15 protein-coding genes are annotated in these 15,573 nt (G+C 34.7%); 2 read left to right on the forward strand and 13 right to left on the reverse strand.

Features of this window, described 5'->3' with window-relative positions; all coding sequences use genetic code 11:
- Position 1: 1 nt before the first annotated feature.
- The 12 genes from O6P34_RS05495 to aspS all read right to left on the reverse strand — a co-directional run bounded on the left by O6P34_RS05495 (position 2) and on the right by aspS (position 10,311).
- The gene (locus tag O6P34_RS05495) at positions 2-514 is read right to left on the reverse strand and encodes an NADH-quinone oxidoreductase subunit J family protein (RefSeq protein ID WP_269686323.1); all 513 of its coding nucleotides are present in this window, start codon (positions 512-514) and stop codon (positions 2-4) included.
- Positions 514-1,059: a NuoI/complex I 23 kDa subunit family protein gene (locus tag O6P34_RS05500; RefSeq protein WP_269686324.1), complete on the reverse strand. Its 546-nt coding sequence runs from the start codon at positions 1,057-1,059 to the stop codon at positions 514-516. The genes O6P34_RS05495 and O6P34_RS05500 overlap by 1 nt, the downstream gene beginning before the upstream one ends.
- A 111-nt stretch (positions 1,060-1,170) precedes the next feature.
- Positions 1,171-2,223, reverse strand: coding sequence for an NADH-quinone oxidoreductase subunit NuoH (gene nuoH / locus O6P34_RS05505; protein ID WP_269686325.1), 1,053 nt, complete (start codon positions 2,221-2,223; stop codon positions 1,171-1,173).
- 2 nt (positions 2,224-2,225) lie between these two features.
- Positions 2,226-3,257 (reverse strand): NADH-quinone oxidoreductase subunit G, encoded by a 1,032-nt coding sequence (locus tag O6P34_RS05510; protein ID WP_269686326.1) that lies wholly within the window; start codon positions 3,255-3,257, stop codon positions 2,226-2,228.
- 58 nt (positions 3,258-3,315) lie between these two features.
- Positions 3,316-4,683: an NADH-quinone oxidoreductase subunit NuoF gene (nuoF, locus tag O6P34_RS05515; RefSeq protein ID WP_269686327.1), complete on the reverse strand. Its 1,368-nt coding sequence runs from the start codon at positions 4,681-4,683 to the stop codon at positions 3,316-3,318.
- 1 nt (position 4,684) lies between these two features.
- Complete coding sequence (locus tag O6P34_RS05520; RefSeq protein ID WP_269686328.1) at positions 4,685-5,215, reverse strand: complex I 24 kDa subunit family protein; 531 nt, start codon at positions 5,213-5,215, stop codon at positions 4,685-4,687.
- 3 nt (positions 5,216-5,218) lie between these two features.
- Complete coding sequence (locus O6P34_RS05525; protein WP_269686329.1) at positions 5,219-6,457, reverse strand: NADH-quinone oxidoreductase subunit D; 1,239 nt, start codon at positions 6,455-6,457, stop codon at positions 5,219-5,221.
- 32 nt (positions 6,458-6,489) lie between these two features.
- Entirely contained in the window at positions 6,490-7,011 is a 522-nt protein-coding gene (locus tag O6P34_RS05530; protein ID WP_269686330.1) for an NADH-quinone oxidoreductase subunit C, read from the reverse strand.
- Positions 7,012-7,015: 4 nt separating this feature from the next.
- On the reverse strand, positions 7,016-7,564 hold the full coding sequence (locus O6P34_RS05535; protein WP_269686331.1) for an NADH-quinone oxidoreductase subunit B: 549 nt from the start codon (positions 7,562-7,564) through the stop codon (positions 7,016-7,018).
- Positions 7,565-7,627: 63 nt separating this feature from the next.
- Positions 7,628-7,993, reverse strand: a complete 366-nt coding sequence (locus O6P34_RS05540; RefSeq protein WP_269686332.1) for an NADH-quinone oxidoreductase subunit A — start codon at positions 7,991-7,993, stop codon at positions 7,628-7,630.
- Between the two features lie 245 nt (positions 7,994-8,238).
- On the reverse strand, positions 8,239-8,433 hold the full coding sequence (locus O6P34_RS05545; RefSeq protein ID WP_007137066.1) for a cold-shock protein: 195 nt from the start codon (positions 8,431-8,433) through the stop codon (positions 8,239-8,241).
- Positions 8,434-8,559: 126 nt separating this feature from the next.
- On the reverse strand, positions 8,560-10,311 hold the full coding sequence (gene aspS / locus O6P34_RS05550; protein WP_269686333.1) for an aspartate--tRNA ligase: 1,752 nt from the start codon (positions 10,309-10,311) through the stop codon (positions 8,560-8,562).
- Between the two features lie 158 nt (positions 10,312-10,469).
- Here aspS and O6P34_RS05555 point away from each other — a divergent pair, with 158 nt between their 5' ends.
- Positions 10,470-11,483 carry a TlpA family protein disulfide reductase gene (locus O6P34_RS05555; protein WP_269686334.1) on the forward strand — a complete coding sequence of 338 codons (1,014 nt, stop codon included), beginning with the start codon at positions 10,470-10,472 and terminating at the stop codon, positions 11,481-11,483.
- Positions 11,484-11,662: 179 nt separating this feature from the next.
- On the forward strand, positions 11,663-12,010 hold the full coding sequence (locus tag O6P34_RS05560; RefSeq protein WP_269686335.1) for a toxin-antitoxin system YwqK family antitoxin: 348 nt from the start codon (positions 11,663-11,665) through the stop codon (positions 12,008-12,010).
- Positions 12,011-12,081: 71 nt separating this feature from the next.
- Here O6P34_RS05560 and O6P34_RS05565 read toward each other — a convergent pair whose 3' ends face one another.
- The gene (locus O6P34_RS05565) at positions 12,082-15,552 is read right to left on the reverse strand and encodes an efflux RND transporter permease subunit (protein WP_269686336.1); all 3,471 of its coding nucleotides are present in this window, start codon (positions 15,550-15,552) and stop codon (positions 12,082-12,084) included.
- Positions 15,553-15,573 lie beyond the last annotated feature (21 nt).

The following is a 15,573-nucleotide window of genomic DNA, read 5'->3' on the forward strand; positions in this document are numbered from 1 at the left end:
ATTATTTCTGCAATTTTTCTTTTTTAGACAATAGAACAGTACCAATCATCGCTACCAAAAGCAATATTGATGCAAATTCGAAAGGAACCATATATTCGTTCAATAGTATTTTACCCAACACTTTGATAGATTGATAATCTTCACCAGTTGCAATATATTCGCCAACAATAGGTTTAGAATTGATGAAAATAGCAATTAAAACCAAACAGATTAAACAAAAAGAAACCAAAGCACCAAGCCTTGTAATTCTTGGTTTGTGTACTTCATTTTCTTTATTTAAGTTCATCAACATGATGGTAAATAAGAACAAAATCATAATCGCTCCCGAATATACAATTACATGAACTATGGCTAAAAACTGTGCATTCAATAACAAATAATGTCCGGCAATCGAGAAGAAACAAATCACTAAGTAAATAGCACTGTGAATCGGATTTCGACTAAAAATGGTCAAAAATGCTGTTGATAATGTGATTGCGGCTAATACGCAAAAAAGTATAAGTAATATAGACATTAGTTAGCGTTTTTAAGTTGAGCATTTTTTATGGCCATTTCCAGAGGCATAACCAATTTATCTTTTCCAAAAATAAAATCTTCTCTTTCGTAGCTCGAAGGAACCAATACTTTTGAGGTTGTCAAGTAAATCGCATCTTTCGGACAAGCCTCTTCGCACAAACCGCAAAAAATACAACGCAACATATTGATTTCATATATTTCGGCATACTTTTCTTCTCGGTACAAATGTTTTTCATCCGCTCTGCGTTCTGCCGCTTTCATAGTAATCGCTTCTGCAGGGCAGGACAAAGCACACAAACCACAAGCCGTACAGTTTTCGCGCCCCTCTTCATCGCGTTTCAACATGTGTTGACCACGATATACAGGACTCATTTCACGAACTTGTTCCGGATACTGAATCGTTGCTTTTTTCTTAAAAAAGTGTTTAATCGTAATAAACAACCCTTTTACAATTGCTATAAGATACATGCGCTCCAAAAAAGTCATCTCTTTGTTCGAGACCATCTTCTTTCTACCCGATAATGATATAGTTTCTATTGACATTTTTATTTTTTATTTGAAGCTAATCCTGCTATTCGTTGCAATCTTTTATCCTGAACTTGTTTCAGGATAAAGGATTTCACTACTATCAGGGCTAGGGCTTTTCGTATTTAATTAGAATCCTAAATAAGCAGCAATATCGCTTCTTAAAATCACAATTCCTGTAATCATAATATTGATGATAGATAGCGGAATTAATATTCTCCATCCCAAATGCATCAATTGATCGTATCTGAATCTCGGAATCGTCCAGCGAATCCACATATAGAAAAAGATGAACCCACAAATTTTTGCAAATAAAACAATAATTCCGATGATATTTCCAATATTCACCCCAACGTTTTCAACAACCCAACTCATTCCCGGATAATTATAACCTCCAAAGAATAAAATCGCTAAAATCGTAGAAGAAATAAACATATTAGCATATTCAGCAAACAAATAGAATCCCATTTTCATCGAAGAATATTCCGTATGGTATCCTCCAATTAATTCACTTTCGCATTCCGCTAAGTCAAATGGTGTTCTGTTTGTTTCTGCAAAAGCACAAATCAAAAAGATTAAGAATGATAGCGGTTGGTAAAATACATTCCAGTTCATTCCGGCTTGTTGCGCAGAAATTTCTCTTAAACTCAAAGTACCAGTCATCATCAACAAAGCAATCATTGATAATCCCATCGCTACTTCATATGAAACCATCTGCGAAGCTGCACGAACCGCTCCCATCAAAGAGAACTTATTATTCGATGCCCATCCACCAATCATGATTCCGTAAACTCCCACAGAAACTACTCCGAAGAAGTATAACAATCCAATATTCAAATCAGTAGCTTGTAGTAAAACGTCTCTACCAAAAATATGTAATTTGTCTCCCCAAGGAATTACTGCACTGGTCATTAAAGCCGTACTCATGGCAATAGCAGGACCTACAAAAAATAAGAATCGATTTGGAGTATTTGGTTCAAATTCTTCTTTCGAAAATAATTTTAAACCATCAGCAAGTGGTTGTAATAATCCACCAAAACCGGCACGATTGGGACCAACTCTGTCTTGTAAAAAAGCAGCCACTTTACGTTCCGCCCAAGTAGAGTACATTGCCATAATCATTGTCACAGCAAAAACTACAACAATAACAACACTTTTTTCTATAATAAACGTACTATCCATTTTTAACAAGTTTGGTCATTAGGTTTCAATGGAATTTCAGCCATACTAATTTTTTTACGATCTTCTTCTCTACCTAAAAGGATAGTCTCTTCTGTGTTAATAACAACTTTCTCTAATTTACGATTGTATTTGTTTTGATTGATTACGGAGTCTTTTTCAAAAGCTCTTGGTCCTTCAATAGTCCAATCGTTAACATCTTTATGGTCAAAACGACAACTGTTACAGATGAATTCTTCTACTTCATGATACTCATCTTTACGACCGGTAACACGTTGTATTTCTCCACCAAACATCCAAACGGTTGTTTTTCCGCAACATCCTGGAGTTGTACATTCTCTGTGTGCATTATATGGTTTGTTGAACCAAACTCTTGATTTGAATCTAAAAGTTTTATCAGTCAAAGCGCCTACAGGACATACGTCAATCATATTTCCGGAAAACTCATTGTCAATCGCTTTTGAAATACAAGTAGAAATATTAGCATGATCCCCGCGATCCATTACACCATGTACTCTGTTATCGGTCAATTGATCCGCAACTTGTACACAACGTTGACATAAAATACAACGGTTCATATGCAATTGAATATTTGGACCAATATCTTCCGGTTCAAATGTTCTTTTTTCTTCTATGTAACGACTTTGAGATTTTCCATGCTCAAAACTCAAATTTTGCAAATCACATTCTCCTGCCTGATCACAAACCGGGCAATCTAATGGGTGATTGATTAATAAAAATTCAGTTACTGATTTTCTGGCTTCGGTTACTCTTTCAGAAGATTTACTGTTTACTTCCATTCCGTCCATACAACCCGTTACACAGGAAGCCATTAATTTTGGCATTGGTCTCGGATCTGCTTCACTCCCTTTGGCAACTTCTACTAAACAACAACGACATTTACCACCGCTTCCTTTTAGTTTAGAATAATAGCACATTGCTGGTGGAACTACTTCCCCACCAATCATACGGGCTGCTTGCAGGATGGTTGTCCCTGGTTCTACTTCTATTGACTGACCGTCTATTGTTACTTTCATTTTTTTAGGTCTTATTGTCTAAAATCAGAATTTTAAATTCTAGATTTTTAAATTTTAACTATACTGTTTGTTTTGCTACTAAATGCTTTACTTTTTCAAAAGGCTCATTCACAAAATGGTCTCTGTGTTTTATTTTTTCCGGAAAACGAATGTGATATTCAAACTCATCTCTAAAGTGACGAATCGCAGCAGCTACAGGCCAAGAAGCAGCGTCACCTAAAGGACAAATCGTATTCCCTTCAATTTTGCTTTGAATGCTTAACAGCAATTCAATATCTTCTTCACGACCGTGACCATTTTCAATTCGGTGCAATACTTTTTCTAACCAACCCGTTCCTTCACGACATGGTGTGCATTGTCCACAACTTTCGTGGTGGTAAAAGCGAGAGAAATTCCAAGTATTACGAACGATACAAGACGTGTCATTATATACAATAAATCCACCTGAACCTAACATTGATCCGGTAGCAAAACCACCGTCACTTAAAGATTCGTATGACATCAATCGGTCTTCACCGGCCGCTGTTTTGTAGATTAAATTAGCAGGTAAAACGGGAACTGAACTTCCTCCGGGCACGAATGCTTTCAAAGGTCTGTCAGAACTCATTCCGCCTAAATATTCATCAGAATTCATGAATTCGTAAACGCTTAATCCCAATTCAATTTCGTAAACACCAGGATTTTTGATGTGTCCTGAAGCTGAAATTAATTTAGTACCAGTAGAACGACCAATACCAATTTTAGCATAATCAGCACCTGAATTGTTTACAATCCATGGCACAGCAGCGATAGTTTCAACGTTATTTACTACTGTTGGATTTGCCCAAAGTCCTGATACTGCAGGAAATGGAGGTTTGATACGTGGATTTCCACGTTTTCCTTCCAATGATTCAATTAATGCAGTTTCTTCACCACAAATGTAAGCTCCGGCTCCACAATGAACATGAAGTTCTAAGTCGAAACCTGAACCTAATATATTTTTACCCAAAAATCCTGCAGCCTTAGCTTCGGCAATGGCTCTTTCTAATATTTTGTAAACCCACATGTATTCTCCACGAATGTAGATATACGAACGATTGGCACCCAATGCGTAACTGGAAGTAATCATTCCTTCAATCAATAAATGAGGAATAAATTCCATCAAATAACGATCTTTGAATGTTCCCGGCTCAGACTCATCGGCATTACAAACCAAATGTCTTGGTTTTCCTGATTTTTTATCAATAAAACTCCATTTCATTCCGGCAGGGAAACCAGCTCCACCACGACCACGTAATCCTGAAGTTTTCACTTCTTCAACAACTTCGTCCGGAGTTAGGGTTTTTAATGCTTTTTCTACAGAAGCATAACCGCCGTTTGCGCGATAAACTTCGTAGGTTTTGATTCCTGGGATATTGATTTTATCTAATAATATTTTTTGTGACATCTTATTTATCGTGTAATATTATTGTATTGTTTTTGCAATCGTCGATTAACTGATCGATTTTTTGTTCGTTTAAGTGTTCTTTGTAAAAATCACCCAATTGCATCATTGGAGCATATCCACAAGCACCTAAACATTCAACACCAACAACGGTAAAGTTTCCGTCTTCGGTTGTTTCGCCTAGATTTATACCTAGTTTTTCACAAGTATAGTCCATCAAGTTTTCGGCTCCATTCAAACAACAAGGAGACGTTTGACAGAATTCGAACATGTATTTTCCTATTGGTTTTTGGTTAAACATGGTGTAAAAAGAAACTACTTCATAAACCTCAATTGGTTTAATCTGTATAATTTCGGCAACCTTGTTCATTAATTCAATACTCAACCAATTTTCATGTGCATCCTGAACTTCATGTAAAACAGGCAACAAAGCTGATTTTCTTTTATCTTCAGGATAATGACTAATTAATTCATTGATGCGATTCATCAATGTTTCAGTCATGTTTATTTCTTGTTTGTGATAGGTACGTTCCATAATTTATGCGTCTAATTCTCCGGCAATAACATTTAAACTTGATAAAATAACAATTGCATCCGAAAGCAAAGCTCCTTTAATCATTTCAGGATATGCCTGATAATAAATGAAACAAGGTCTTCTAAAGTGCAATCTGTAAGGCGTACGACTTCCGTCAGTTACTAAATAAAAACCGAGTTCTCCGTTTCCTCCTTCTACAGGATGGTATATTTCTGCCACCGGAACAGGAACTTCTCCCATTACAATCTTGAAGTGATAAATTAAAGATTCCATGTTGTGATACACATCTTCTTTTGGAGGCAAGTAATATTCAGGAACATCTGCATGATATTCATTTCCTTCCGGCATTTTGGCCAAAGCTTGTTTGATGATGCTTAAACTTTCCCACACTTCTGCATTACGAACACAGAAACGATCATAAGTATCTCCAGATTTTCCAACAGGAACAATAAAGTCAAAATCTTCGTATGAACTGTAAGGTTGTGCCACACGAACATCATAATCTACACCAGCAGCACGAAGGTTTGGACCTGTGAAACCGTAAGCCATAGCTTGTTCAGCCGAAATAGCTCCTACATTAACGGTTCGGTCAATAAAAATTCTGTTTCTTTCAAAAAGGTTTTCAAACTCTTTCCAAGCAACTGGAAATTCTTCTAAAAACACATCTAATTTGCGGAAAGCTTCTGGTGACCAATCTCTTTCGAAACCACCAATTCTTCCCATATTTGTAGTTAAACGAGCGCCACAAATTTCTTCATAAATCTCGTAAACTTTTTCTCTGAATTGAAAAACATATAAAAAGCCAGTATACGCTCCAGTATCAACTCCAAGGATAGAGTTACAGATTAAGTGGTCTGTAATTCTTGCCAATTCCATTACAATAACTCTTAAATATTGAGCTCTTTTTGGAACTTCAACACCTAATAATTTTTCTAATGTCATCCACCATCCCATATTATTAATAGGAGAGGAGCAATAGTTCATTCGGTCTGTAAGTGGCGTAATTTGATAAAAAGGGCGATTTTCGGCAATTTTTTCGAAAGCTCTGTGGATGTAACCAATAGTTGGCTCTGCTTCGAGAATTTTCTCTCCGTCCATTAACAAGATATTTTGAAAAATACCATGTGTGGCTGGGTGAGTTGGACCTAAATTCAAAATCGAAAGCTCGCTTCCGTCTTCGTTGTGTCTCTCTTTGATTATTTTAGCATAGCGATGCTCTGGTGGTAATAATAGTTCTGACATTTATTGAATGTGAAAAATTATATATTGTGTTTTTAGCAATTTGATGGTGTTCTTCCAAAGAAACGGTCATCTTTATCCGTTCTTCCGCTGTCTTCCATCGGGAATTCTTTTCGCATCGGAAAAGAAACCATTTCATCCATATTCAAAATTCGTTTTAACTGTGGATGACCTATGAAATTGATTCCGTAAAAATCATATGTTTCTCTTTCCATCCAGTTTGAACTCAAGAAAATATTAGATATCGTTTTTATTTCTGGTTTTTCACCATTAATAAAGGCTTTTATTTTGATACGTTTGTTTTCATACCAATTATGCAAATGATACACCACTGCAAATTGTCTTTCTTCTTCATTATCGGGATAGTGTACACCACATAAATCAGTTAAAAAATGGAAACGTAATGTTGGATCATTTTTCAAAAAAAGAATAACAGCCGTAATTTTATCGGCATCTGCTTCAAATGAAAAAATATCTTTTTCCTGATTGAATTGAAAAACTGCTGAACCAAAGGTTTCAACTAATTTATCTTGAATTTCTATTGTTTCTAAAGCCATCTTGTTATTTGATATTATAAGAAGCTAATAATTCTTGATACTCTGGAGAACTTCTTCTTCTCACGGATTCGTTTTTTACTAATTCTTGCAATTTCATTACACCGTCTACAATTTGTTCTGGTCTTGGAGGGCATCCTGGAACATAAACATCTACGGGAATTACTTTGTCAATCCCTTGTAAAACAGAATACGTATCGAAAATTCCGCCTGATGAAGCGCAAGCACCAACAGCAATTACCCAACGTGGTTCAGACATTTGCTCGTAAACTTGGCGTAAAATAGGAGCCATTTTTTTTGAAATAGTTCCCATAACCATTAGCATATCCGCTTGACGAGGAGAAAAACTCACACGCTCGGAACCAAATCGCGCTAAATCGTAATGAGATGCCATTGTAGCCATAAATTCAATTCCGCAACAAGATGTAGCAAAAGGTAAAGGCCAAAGCGAATTGGCACGTGCCAAACCTACAACATCATTTAGTTTTGTGGCAAAGAAACCTTCACCAACAACACCTTCAGGAGGGGCAACCATGTTTATATTTGAATCACTCATTTTTTATTGTTTTGAATTATAAAATTTGAATTTTAAATAAAATTCAGCATTTAAAATAAATTTTTATTCCCACTCTAAGGCTTTCTTTTTGATGATGTAGAAAAAGCCCACCAAAAGTAAAAGCATAAAAATAACCATTTTTACCATTCCTTCCATTCCTAACTCCTTGAAGTTGATCGCCCAAGGGTAAAGAAAAATTACCTCAACGTCAAATAAAACGAACAAAATGGCAACCAAAAAGTATTTTACAGAAAACGGGATACGAGCATTTCCAACGGATTCGATACCGCATTCGAAATTTTTATCTTTGCTTTCAGAGTTTCTTTTTGGACCTAATTTCCCAGATACAAATATGGTTCCTGCAACAAATCCTACTGCTAAGATTAATTGCATAATGATTGGAATGTAATTTAATTGATCGGATTGCATACTAATTTTTTATGTTGCGTAAAAATAAGACACAAAGATAGCTTTCATGTATTTAAAACACAAGTTTAAAGGACTATTTAGTCTTTCGAAAAATACAAATACCCCTTTATTTTTATTGATTACAAATAAGAATTATTGTTTTTGTTTTTTAGATCTAAAAATTTCGTTAAAGCACAAAAAAAACGTCCCGAAGTACATCGAGACGTTTTAGCCATTCGTAGGCTTAAAAATATGTATTTTTAAGCTTAGATAACTGCTACTTTCGCAGCAACTTTTCCTTTTCTTCCTTCTTCTTCTTCATAGCTAACTCTGTCACCTTCGCGCAATTCTTCCGCGTTGATTCCTGATGCATGAACAAAAATGTCTTTTCCTGTTTCTTCGTCTGTAATGAATCCGTAACCTTTAGATTCATTGAAAAATTTAACTGTACCTGTACGCATTGTAATAGTAATAATAATTTATAATGGAGCAAATGTAATATTTAATATAATACGAAAGACGTTCTTGTATTTTTATTTTGTAAAAATATTGATATTCAACGTTTTCCAGTAAATAAAATCGATGAACTACTTTAGGTCTAATTTTATATGCAGCTCTTTTAGTTGTGAGTCATCAATTATTGATGGCGCATCTATCATTACATCTCTGCCTGAATTGTTTTTTGGGAAAGCAATAAAATCTCGAATTGTTTCTTGTCCACCTAAAATAGCAACCAGTCTGTCTAGTCCAAAAGCTAATCCTCCGTGTGGTGGAGCACCAAATTGGAAAGCATCCATAAGGAACCCAAATTGTGCTTTAGCTTCTTCTTCGGTAAAACCTAAATATTTGAACATTAACTGTTGTGTCGCTTTATCATGAATACGAATAGAACCGCCGCCTATTTCATTTCCATTCAGAACCATATCATAAGCATTGGCACGAACTTTTCCCGGATTGGTTTCTAATAAGTGCATGTCTTCCGGTTTTGGAGAAGTAAATGGATGGTGCATCGCGTGGTAACGACCGCTTTCTTCGTCAAATTCTAATAAAGGAAAATCAACTACCCAGAGTGGTGCAAATTCGGCTGGGTTTCTCAATCCTAATCGAGTGGCTAATTCCATACGCAAAGCACTTAATTGTCCACGGGTTTTATCGGCAGGTCCTGAAAGTACAAAAATCATATCTCCAGGTTTTGCGCCGGTGATTTTTGCCCATTGGGACAAATCGTCTTGGTCGTAGAATTTATCTACGGATGATTTATAGGTTCCATCGTCATTGCATTTTACATAAACCATTCCGCTGGCGCCTACTTGTGGACGCTTTACCCAGTCAATCAATCCGTCAATTTCTTTACGAGTGTAGTTTCCAGCTCCGGGAACAGCAATTCCAACCACTAATTCTGCAGCATTAAATACTGGAAATTCTTTGTGCTGTGCGACTTCGTTTAATTCGCCAAATTCCATTCCGAAACGAATATCCGGTTTGTCATTTCCATAGGTTTTCATCGCATAATCGTAGGTGATGCGAGGAAATTTATCTACTTCAATTCCTTTTATTTCTTTTAGTAAATGTCTGGTTAGTCCTTCAAAAACATTCAAAATATCTTCTTGTTCCACAAAAGCCATTTCGCAGTCAATTTGTGTAAACTCCGGTTGTCTGTCGGCACGTAAATCTTCGTCACGGAAACATTTTACAATTTGAAAATATTTATCCATTCCGCCCACCATCAATAATTGTTTGAAGGTTTGTGGCGATTGTGGTAATGCATAGAATTGTCCTTCATTCATTCTACTTGGAACAACAAAATCTCTGGCTCCTTCTGGAGTTGATTTGATTAAATAAGGCGTTTCTACTTCGCAAAAATCCAAGTCCGAAAGGTATTTTCTAACTTCCATGGCTACTTTGTGACGAAAAAGTAAACTGTTTTTTACCGGATTTCTTCGAATGTCCAAGTAACGGTATTTCATTCGGATATCTTCACCACCATCTGTTTCATCTTCAATCGTAAAAGGAGGAGTCAAAGCGGCATTCAAAATAGTCAGTTCAGTGACTAAAATTTCGATTTCACCAGTCGGGATATTTTTATTTTTGGCTTCACGCTCTATAACGGTTCCTTTTACCTGAATTACAAATTCACGACCTAAGGTTTTAGCGGCTTCAAAAACTGATTTTTCGGAACGACTTTCGTCAAAAATTAATTGGGTTATTCCATAACGATCACGCAAATCGACCCAATTCATAAAACCTTTATCTCTGGATTTCTGAACCCAGCCTGCAAGTGTAACTTCTGTATTGATATGTGAGGCGTTTAGTTCACCACAATTATGACTTCTGTACATGATTTAAATTTTAGACTGCAAAAGTAAACACAAAAATCAAATTAATTCAGAAAACTATACAGGAGATAGAATTTAAAATGAAAAGTTATGTTAATGTTTAAAATCTTCATAAGTAATTTCTTTAGATTTGGGATGCTATAAATTAAAACCCATTAATTATGAAGAAATTATTTTTTACCGCACTCGTATTAATCAGCACGTTGAGTGGTATGGCTCAGAAAAACAAGTATATGACTTTTCGTGGCGAGATAGCCAATAACAACAGTGATGCAATTTTCATTACTGACAGCAAAAATAAATTGATTAAAAAAATTCAGATTAGTAGTGAAGGTGTTTTTAAAGACACGTTGAATGTTGTCCCGGGAAGATATAGTTTATCGGATGGTAATGAATTTACAATAGTGTATTTGAAAAATGGATTTGATTTGACCTTAAAAATGGACACTAAAATGTTCGATGAGTCGATAACTTATACCGGAAAAGGAGCTTTGGAGAATAATTTTTTAGCCAAGAATTCCTTATTTGAAGAACAAACCGATATGGGTAGTTTGCTTGCTGCAACGGAAGTTGATTTTTTGAATGGACTTGACAAGAAAAAAGCAGATGATTTAAAACGCTTAGAAAACACAAAATTAGATCCTGTTTTTATTGACCTTCAAAAGAAAAGTATTGATGATAATTATAACGGAATCGTTCGTTATTACAAAATGAATTATGAAGCGAATTTAGCCAAAAGCAAATTGGTGAATACCATGTCGCCTTCTTTTAATTATGATAATTATGCCGGAGGCAAAACAAAATTAGAGGATTTTAAAGGGAAGTATGTTTACATTGATGTTTGGGCAACTTGGTGCGGTCCTTGTCGTGCTGAAATTCCTTTTTTGAAAAAAACAGAAGAAAAGTACAAAGGCAAAAATATTTCATTTGTAAGTATCTCTGTTGATGTGCAAAAAGATGTAGAGAAATGGAAAGCTTTAATCAAAGATAAAGAATTGGGTGGTGTACAACTTTTTGCAGATAATGATTGGAATTCTCAATTCATAAAAGACTATGGAATTAACAGTATTCCGAGGTTTATTTTGATAGATCCAACCGGAAAAATTGTAAGTGCTGATGCTGCAAGACCTTCTTCTGCGGAATTACAAGTGCAATTGGACGCACTTTTGAATTAATCATCAATTTTCAAAAATATCAAAGTCAGTGCGTAAACACTGGCTTTTTTTTATACTTTTTAATTTTCCAATGTTAAGTTTTTGTCTAATGTTACTAAATTGTTATGTAAATGTATTTTAAATGTAAAATATTATTTAATTTTGAATAACAAATCTATAAAACATTAAAAACTAACGATATGAAAAAGTATTTAATTTTAGCAGCTATTTTATTCACAGGAGTAATTTCTGCTCAAGAAGCAAAACCAGTATTAGAGCCTTTTGGAAAACAAGTGAAAGCAACTTACTTTTTTGAAAATGGACAAGTACAACAAGAAGGTTTTTTTGAAAATGGAAAATTAGAAGGATTTTGGGTTTCCTATAATGAGGATGGAAGCAAAAAATCTTCTGGATTTTATGCTGATGGAATCAAAACCGGAAAATGGTTTTTCTGGAATGAAAAGAATTTAAGCGAAGTAGATTATTCTAATAATGCTATCGCTATGGTTAAAAATTGGAAACAAGAAGCGATTGCAATCAGCAATTAATATAGTTTTCATTTTATAAAATAAAAAAGCCCACTACAATAATTGTAGTGGGCTTTTTTAATAAGTAAGAATTACATTGTTTCTTGTTCTAGTTTACTTTGTTTACGGTCTCTTAACCAATATTTGGTTCTCTTAACCAGATAGAACATTACAGGAACCATTACTAAAGTCAGAACGGTAGCATAAGTTAATCCAAAGATAATAGTCCAAGCTAACGGCCCCCAGAACATTACGTTATCTCCTCCAATGAAAATATGTGGATTAAAGTCTGTAATCAATGAGAAGAAGTCAAAGTTTAATCCAATTGCTAATGGAATTAATCCTAAAACTGCTGTTAGCGCTGTTAGTAATACAGGGCGTAAACGTGATTTCCCAGATTCGATAATTACTTCTTTTATTTCTTCAAGAGTTAAATCATCATGGCTTTCTAAGTGTTTTTCAGCAACCTTTTTGTCTAATAAAAGGACAAAGAAATCCATCAATACAATTCCGTTTTTCACTACAATCCCCGCAAGAGATATAATTCCCATCATGGTCATTAAGATTACGAAATCCATTCCGGCGATGACATATCCGTAGAAAACACCACTAAAACTCAAAATTACCGTGAATAAAATTACCATCGTTTTTGAAACCGAATTAAACTGTAAAACAATAATAATTGTAATTCCAGCAATGGCTAAAAACAAAGCATACAATAAGAAACTTTGGTTTTTACCTTGTTCTTCTTGAACACCTGAGAAAGAGTAACTAATGTCTTTTGGTAATTGATAGCTTTTTAAATCCGATTGGATTTGTTTAGTTATCTCATCACCATTATACCCAGTTAATACATTTGAATAAATAGTCATTATTCGTTTGTGATTCTTTCTTTTAATCTGGTTGTAAGTTGTTGTTTTTTCTGTTTTGGATATTGCCGAAACAGGAATTTGAACAATTTGACCATTATTTTGATTTCTGAAAGTCAACGATTGATTGAAAAGAATGTTTTCGTTTTTTCGTTGATCATCCTGCATGCGCATCACAATATTATAATCATCATCCCCTTCTTTATAAGTAGAGATTTCCTGACCATAAACAGAACGACGTAAAGTAAAACCTAATTGCCCTGTTGAAACGCCCATACTTCCTGCATTAACACGGTCAACACTTACTTCTAACTCTGGACTTTGTTTATTTACATCAATGCTTAATTTTTCAATTCCAGGAATGTTTTTTGAATCAATGAATTTAATCATATCATCAGCTTGTGTAAGCATTTTATCGTAATCAGTTCCAGTTAACTGAATACTAATTGGGTAACCTGCTGGAGGACCATTAGCATCTTTTTCAACTGTAACGGTAGCTCCCGCAATTCCAGTTACTTTCCCTCGGATTTCTTCTAAAATATCAGCAGTATTTATACCTTGTCTGAATTTGAATTCAGAGAAATTAACAGTTACTTTTCCTTTATATGGCGTTTCAGAAGCAGAACCCGCATCTACATTTGGATTTCCTGCGCCAACACCTACTTGAGAAACAATAGATTCTGCTAAGAAATTTTCATTTGTTTTAGGATCTACATATTTCTGTAAAATGGAGATAACTTGTTTTTCTACGAATAAGGTAGCTTTATTAGTTTTCTCAATTGAAGTTCCTTGTGGGTATTCAATATAAGCAATAGCTTGATTTGGAATATTGTCAGGGAAAAACAATACTTTTCTCGGGAAAATTCCCAATAAAATAAAGGAGAAAAACAACATTCCAATAATTCCTGCTAAAGCCAACCATGCTTTTCTGCCTGTAAGTATTTTTGCCAAAAAGTTCTTGTACTTGTCTTCCATTCTTGGAAAAAAGTCATGTTGAAAATCTTGAGTCCATTGGTATAATTTAATTTTATACAACCACATTAATACCAAGGAGATTATTGCCAAATGCCCAATTGCTTTTGCAAATTTTATATCGTAAACATTTCCAACAAGAACAAAAACTACGGCTACTATTGTAAAAATAATAGAATATAATTTAGCTGATTTTTTAGAAACATTTTTGTCGTCAATAGCCATATAACCACCCGTCATTGCAGCATTTACAATCATTGCAACGAATAAAGAAGCGGATAAGGTAAACGTCAATGTGATTGGGAAATATTTCATGAATTTACCCATTGTTCCCGGCCATAACAAGAATGGTAAAAATGCCATCAAAGTAGTTGCCGTTGATGAGATTACAGGCCAAGCGATTTCGCCAATACCAACTTTGGAAGCGGTAACTCTGTCCATTCCTTTTTTCATGTTGGCAAATACGTTATCAACTACCACGATACCGTCATCAACTAACATACCTAATCCCATTACTAATCCGAAAAGAACCATCGTATTTAACGTCAATCCAAAAGCTGAAAGAATACTAAATGCCATTAACATAGAAAGCGGAATTGCAGCTCCTACAAATAAAGAGTTACGTAAACCCATTGTAAACATTAATACAATCATTACCAATACAATACCAAAGATAATGTGGTTTGATAATTCACTTACTTGGTGTTCAACTCTTGAGGATTGATCGTTAGAAAGTGTTAGTTTTAAGTTAGAAGGTAAATAAGATTTTTTAGCGTCTTCTAATTTTTCTTTTACTTGCTCAATAGCAGAAATCATGTTTTGATTAGAACGTTTTTTCACGTTTAGCATCACAACTTCATTTCCTTTTTCGCGAGCATAAGTTGTTTTTTCTTTCTCCTTAAACGAAATTTTAGCAATGTCTTTTAAGTAAACTGCTCCACCAAAAGATTTTACAATGATGTTCTCTAATTCTTTCGGGTCTTTAATTTCACCGATGATTCTAATGTTGTTCCTGGAACCTTGAGAAACTAGATTTCCTCCAGAAAGGGTCATATTTTCGTTTTTGACAGCCATTTGAATTTCATCAAAAGTCACTTGTGCTGCTGTCATTTTGAAGATGTCAACTGCAATTTCAACTTCTTTATCATCTACTCCAAGAATGTCAACTTTCTTAACCTCTGTAATTTCTTCAATATCATCTTGAAGTAATTCGCCATACTTTTTAAGCTGTTGCGTAGTGTAATTCCCTTGTAAGTTGATATTCAAAATTGGCACTTCTTCCGAAATGTTTAATTCGAATACATTTGGTTCTACCTTACTTCCGTTGTCCATATTTGGCCAATCTGTATCCGCTTTGGCATTGTCAACTTTATCTTTAATTCTAGTTTTAGCTTCTTCGATAGAAACATCATCTGAAAACTCAGCGATAATCATTCCATAATCTTGAAATGAACTTGAAGTTACTTTGTCAACTCCACTGATGTTTTTGATTTCTTTTTCTAAAGGTTTGATGACTAATTTTTCTACATCTTCGGCTGAATTTCCTGGGAAAACAGATGAAATGTAAACTTTGTTTTCGATGATTTCTGGAAAATCTTCACGCGGCATTGTTACATAAGCGATAACACCTGTAATAACAATTAATAAGGTCAAGATGTAAACGGTAACTCGGTTATCAACAGCCCAGCTGGATATTCCGAATTCTTTATTTTGGTGACTCATATATTTTATTTTATTGAGGTT

It is taken from the genome of Flavobacterium lacustre (assembly GCF_027474525.2).
Lineage (GTDB): Bacteria > Bacteroidota > Bacteroidia > Flavobacteriales > Flavobacteriaceae > Flavobacterium > Flavobacterium lacustre.

Excerpts from the sequence above, each read along its gene's own strand:
- O6P34_RS05495 (WP_269686323.1), bottom strand. The coding sequence starts at position 514 with ATGTCTATATTACTTATACTTTTTTGCGTATTAGCCGCAATCACATTA.
- O6P34_RS05500 (WP_269686324.1), bottom strand. The coding sequence starts at position 1,059 with ATGTCAATAGAAACTATATCATTATCGGGTAGAAAGAAGATGGTCTCG.
- nuoH (WP_269686325.1), bottom strand. The coding sequence starts at position 2,223 with ATGGATAGTACGTTTATTATAGAAAAAAGTGTTGTTATTGTTGTAGTT.
- O6P34_RS05510 (WP_269686326.1), bottom strand. The coding sequence starts at position 3,257 with ATGAAAGTAACAATAGACGGTCAGTCAATAGAAGTAGAACCAGGGACA.
- nuoF (WP_269686327.1), bottom strand. The coding sequence starts at position 4,683 with ATGTCACAAAAAATATTATTAGATAAAATCAATATCCCAGGAATCAAA.
- O6P34_RS05520 (WP_269686328.1), bottom strand. The coding sequence starts at position 5,215 with ATGGAACGTACCTATCACAAACAAGAAATAAACATGACTGAAACATTG.
- O6P34_RS05525 (WP_269686329.1), bottom strand. The coding sequence starts at position 6,457 with ATGTCAGAACTATTATTACCACCAGAGCATCGCTATGCTAAAATAATC.
- O6P34_RS05530 (WP_269686330.1), bottom strand. The coding sequence starts at position 7,011 with ATGGCTTTAGAAACAATAGAAATTCAAGATAAATTAGTTGAAACCTTT.
- O6P34_RS05535 (WP_269686331.1), bottom strand. The coding sequence starts at position 7,564 with ATGAGTGATTCAAATATAAACATGGTTGCCCCTCCTGAAGGTGTTGTT.
- O6P34_RS05540 (WP_269686332.1), bottom strand. The coding sequence starts at position 7,993 with ATGCAATCCGATCAATTAAATTACATTCCAATCATTATGCAATTAATC.
- O6P34_RS05545 (WP_007137066.1), bottom strand. The coding sequence starts at position 8,433 with ATGCGTACAGGTACAGTTAAATTTTTCAATGAATCTAAAGGTTACGGA.
- aspS (WP_269686333.1), bottom strand. The coding sequence starts at position 10,311 with ATGTACAGAAGTCATAATTGTGGTGAACTAAACGCCTCACATATCAAT.
- O6P34_RS05555 (WP_269686334.1), top strand. The coding sequence starts at position 10,470 with ATGAAGAAATTATTTTTTACCGCACTCGTATTAATCAGCACGTTGAGT.
- O6P34_RS05560 (WP_269686335.1), top strand. The coding sequence starts at position 11,663 with ATGAAAAAGTATTTAATTTTAGCAGCTATTTTATTCACAGGAGTAATT.
- O6P34_RS05565 (WP_269686336.1), bottom strand. The coding sequence starts at position 15,552 with ATGAGTCACCAAAATAAAGAATTCGGAATATCCAGCTGGGCTGTTGAT.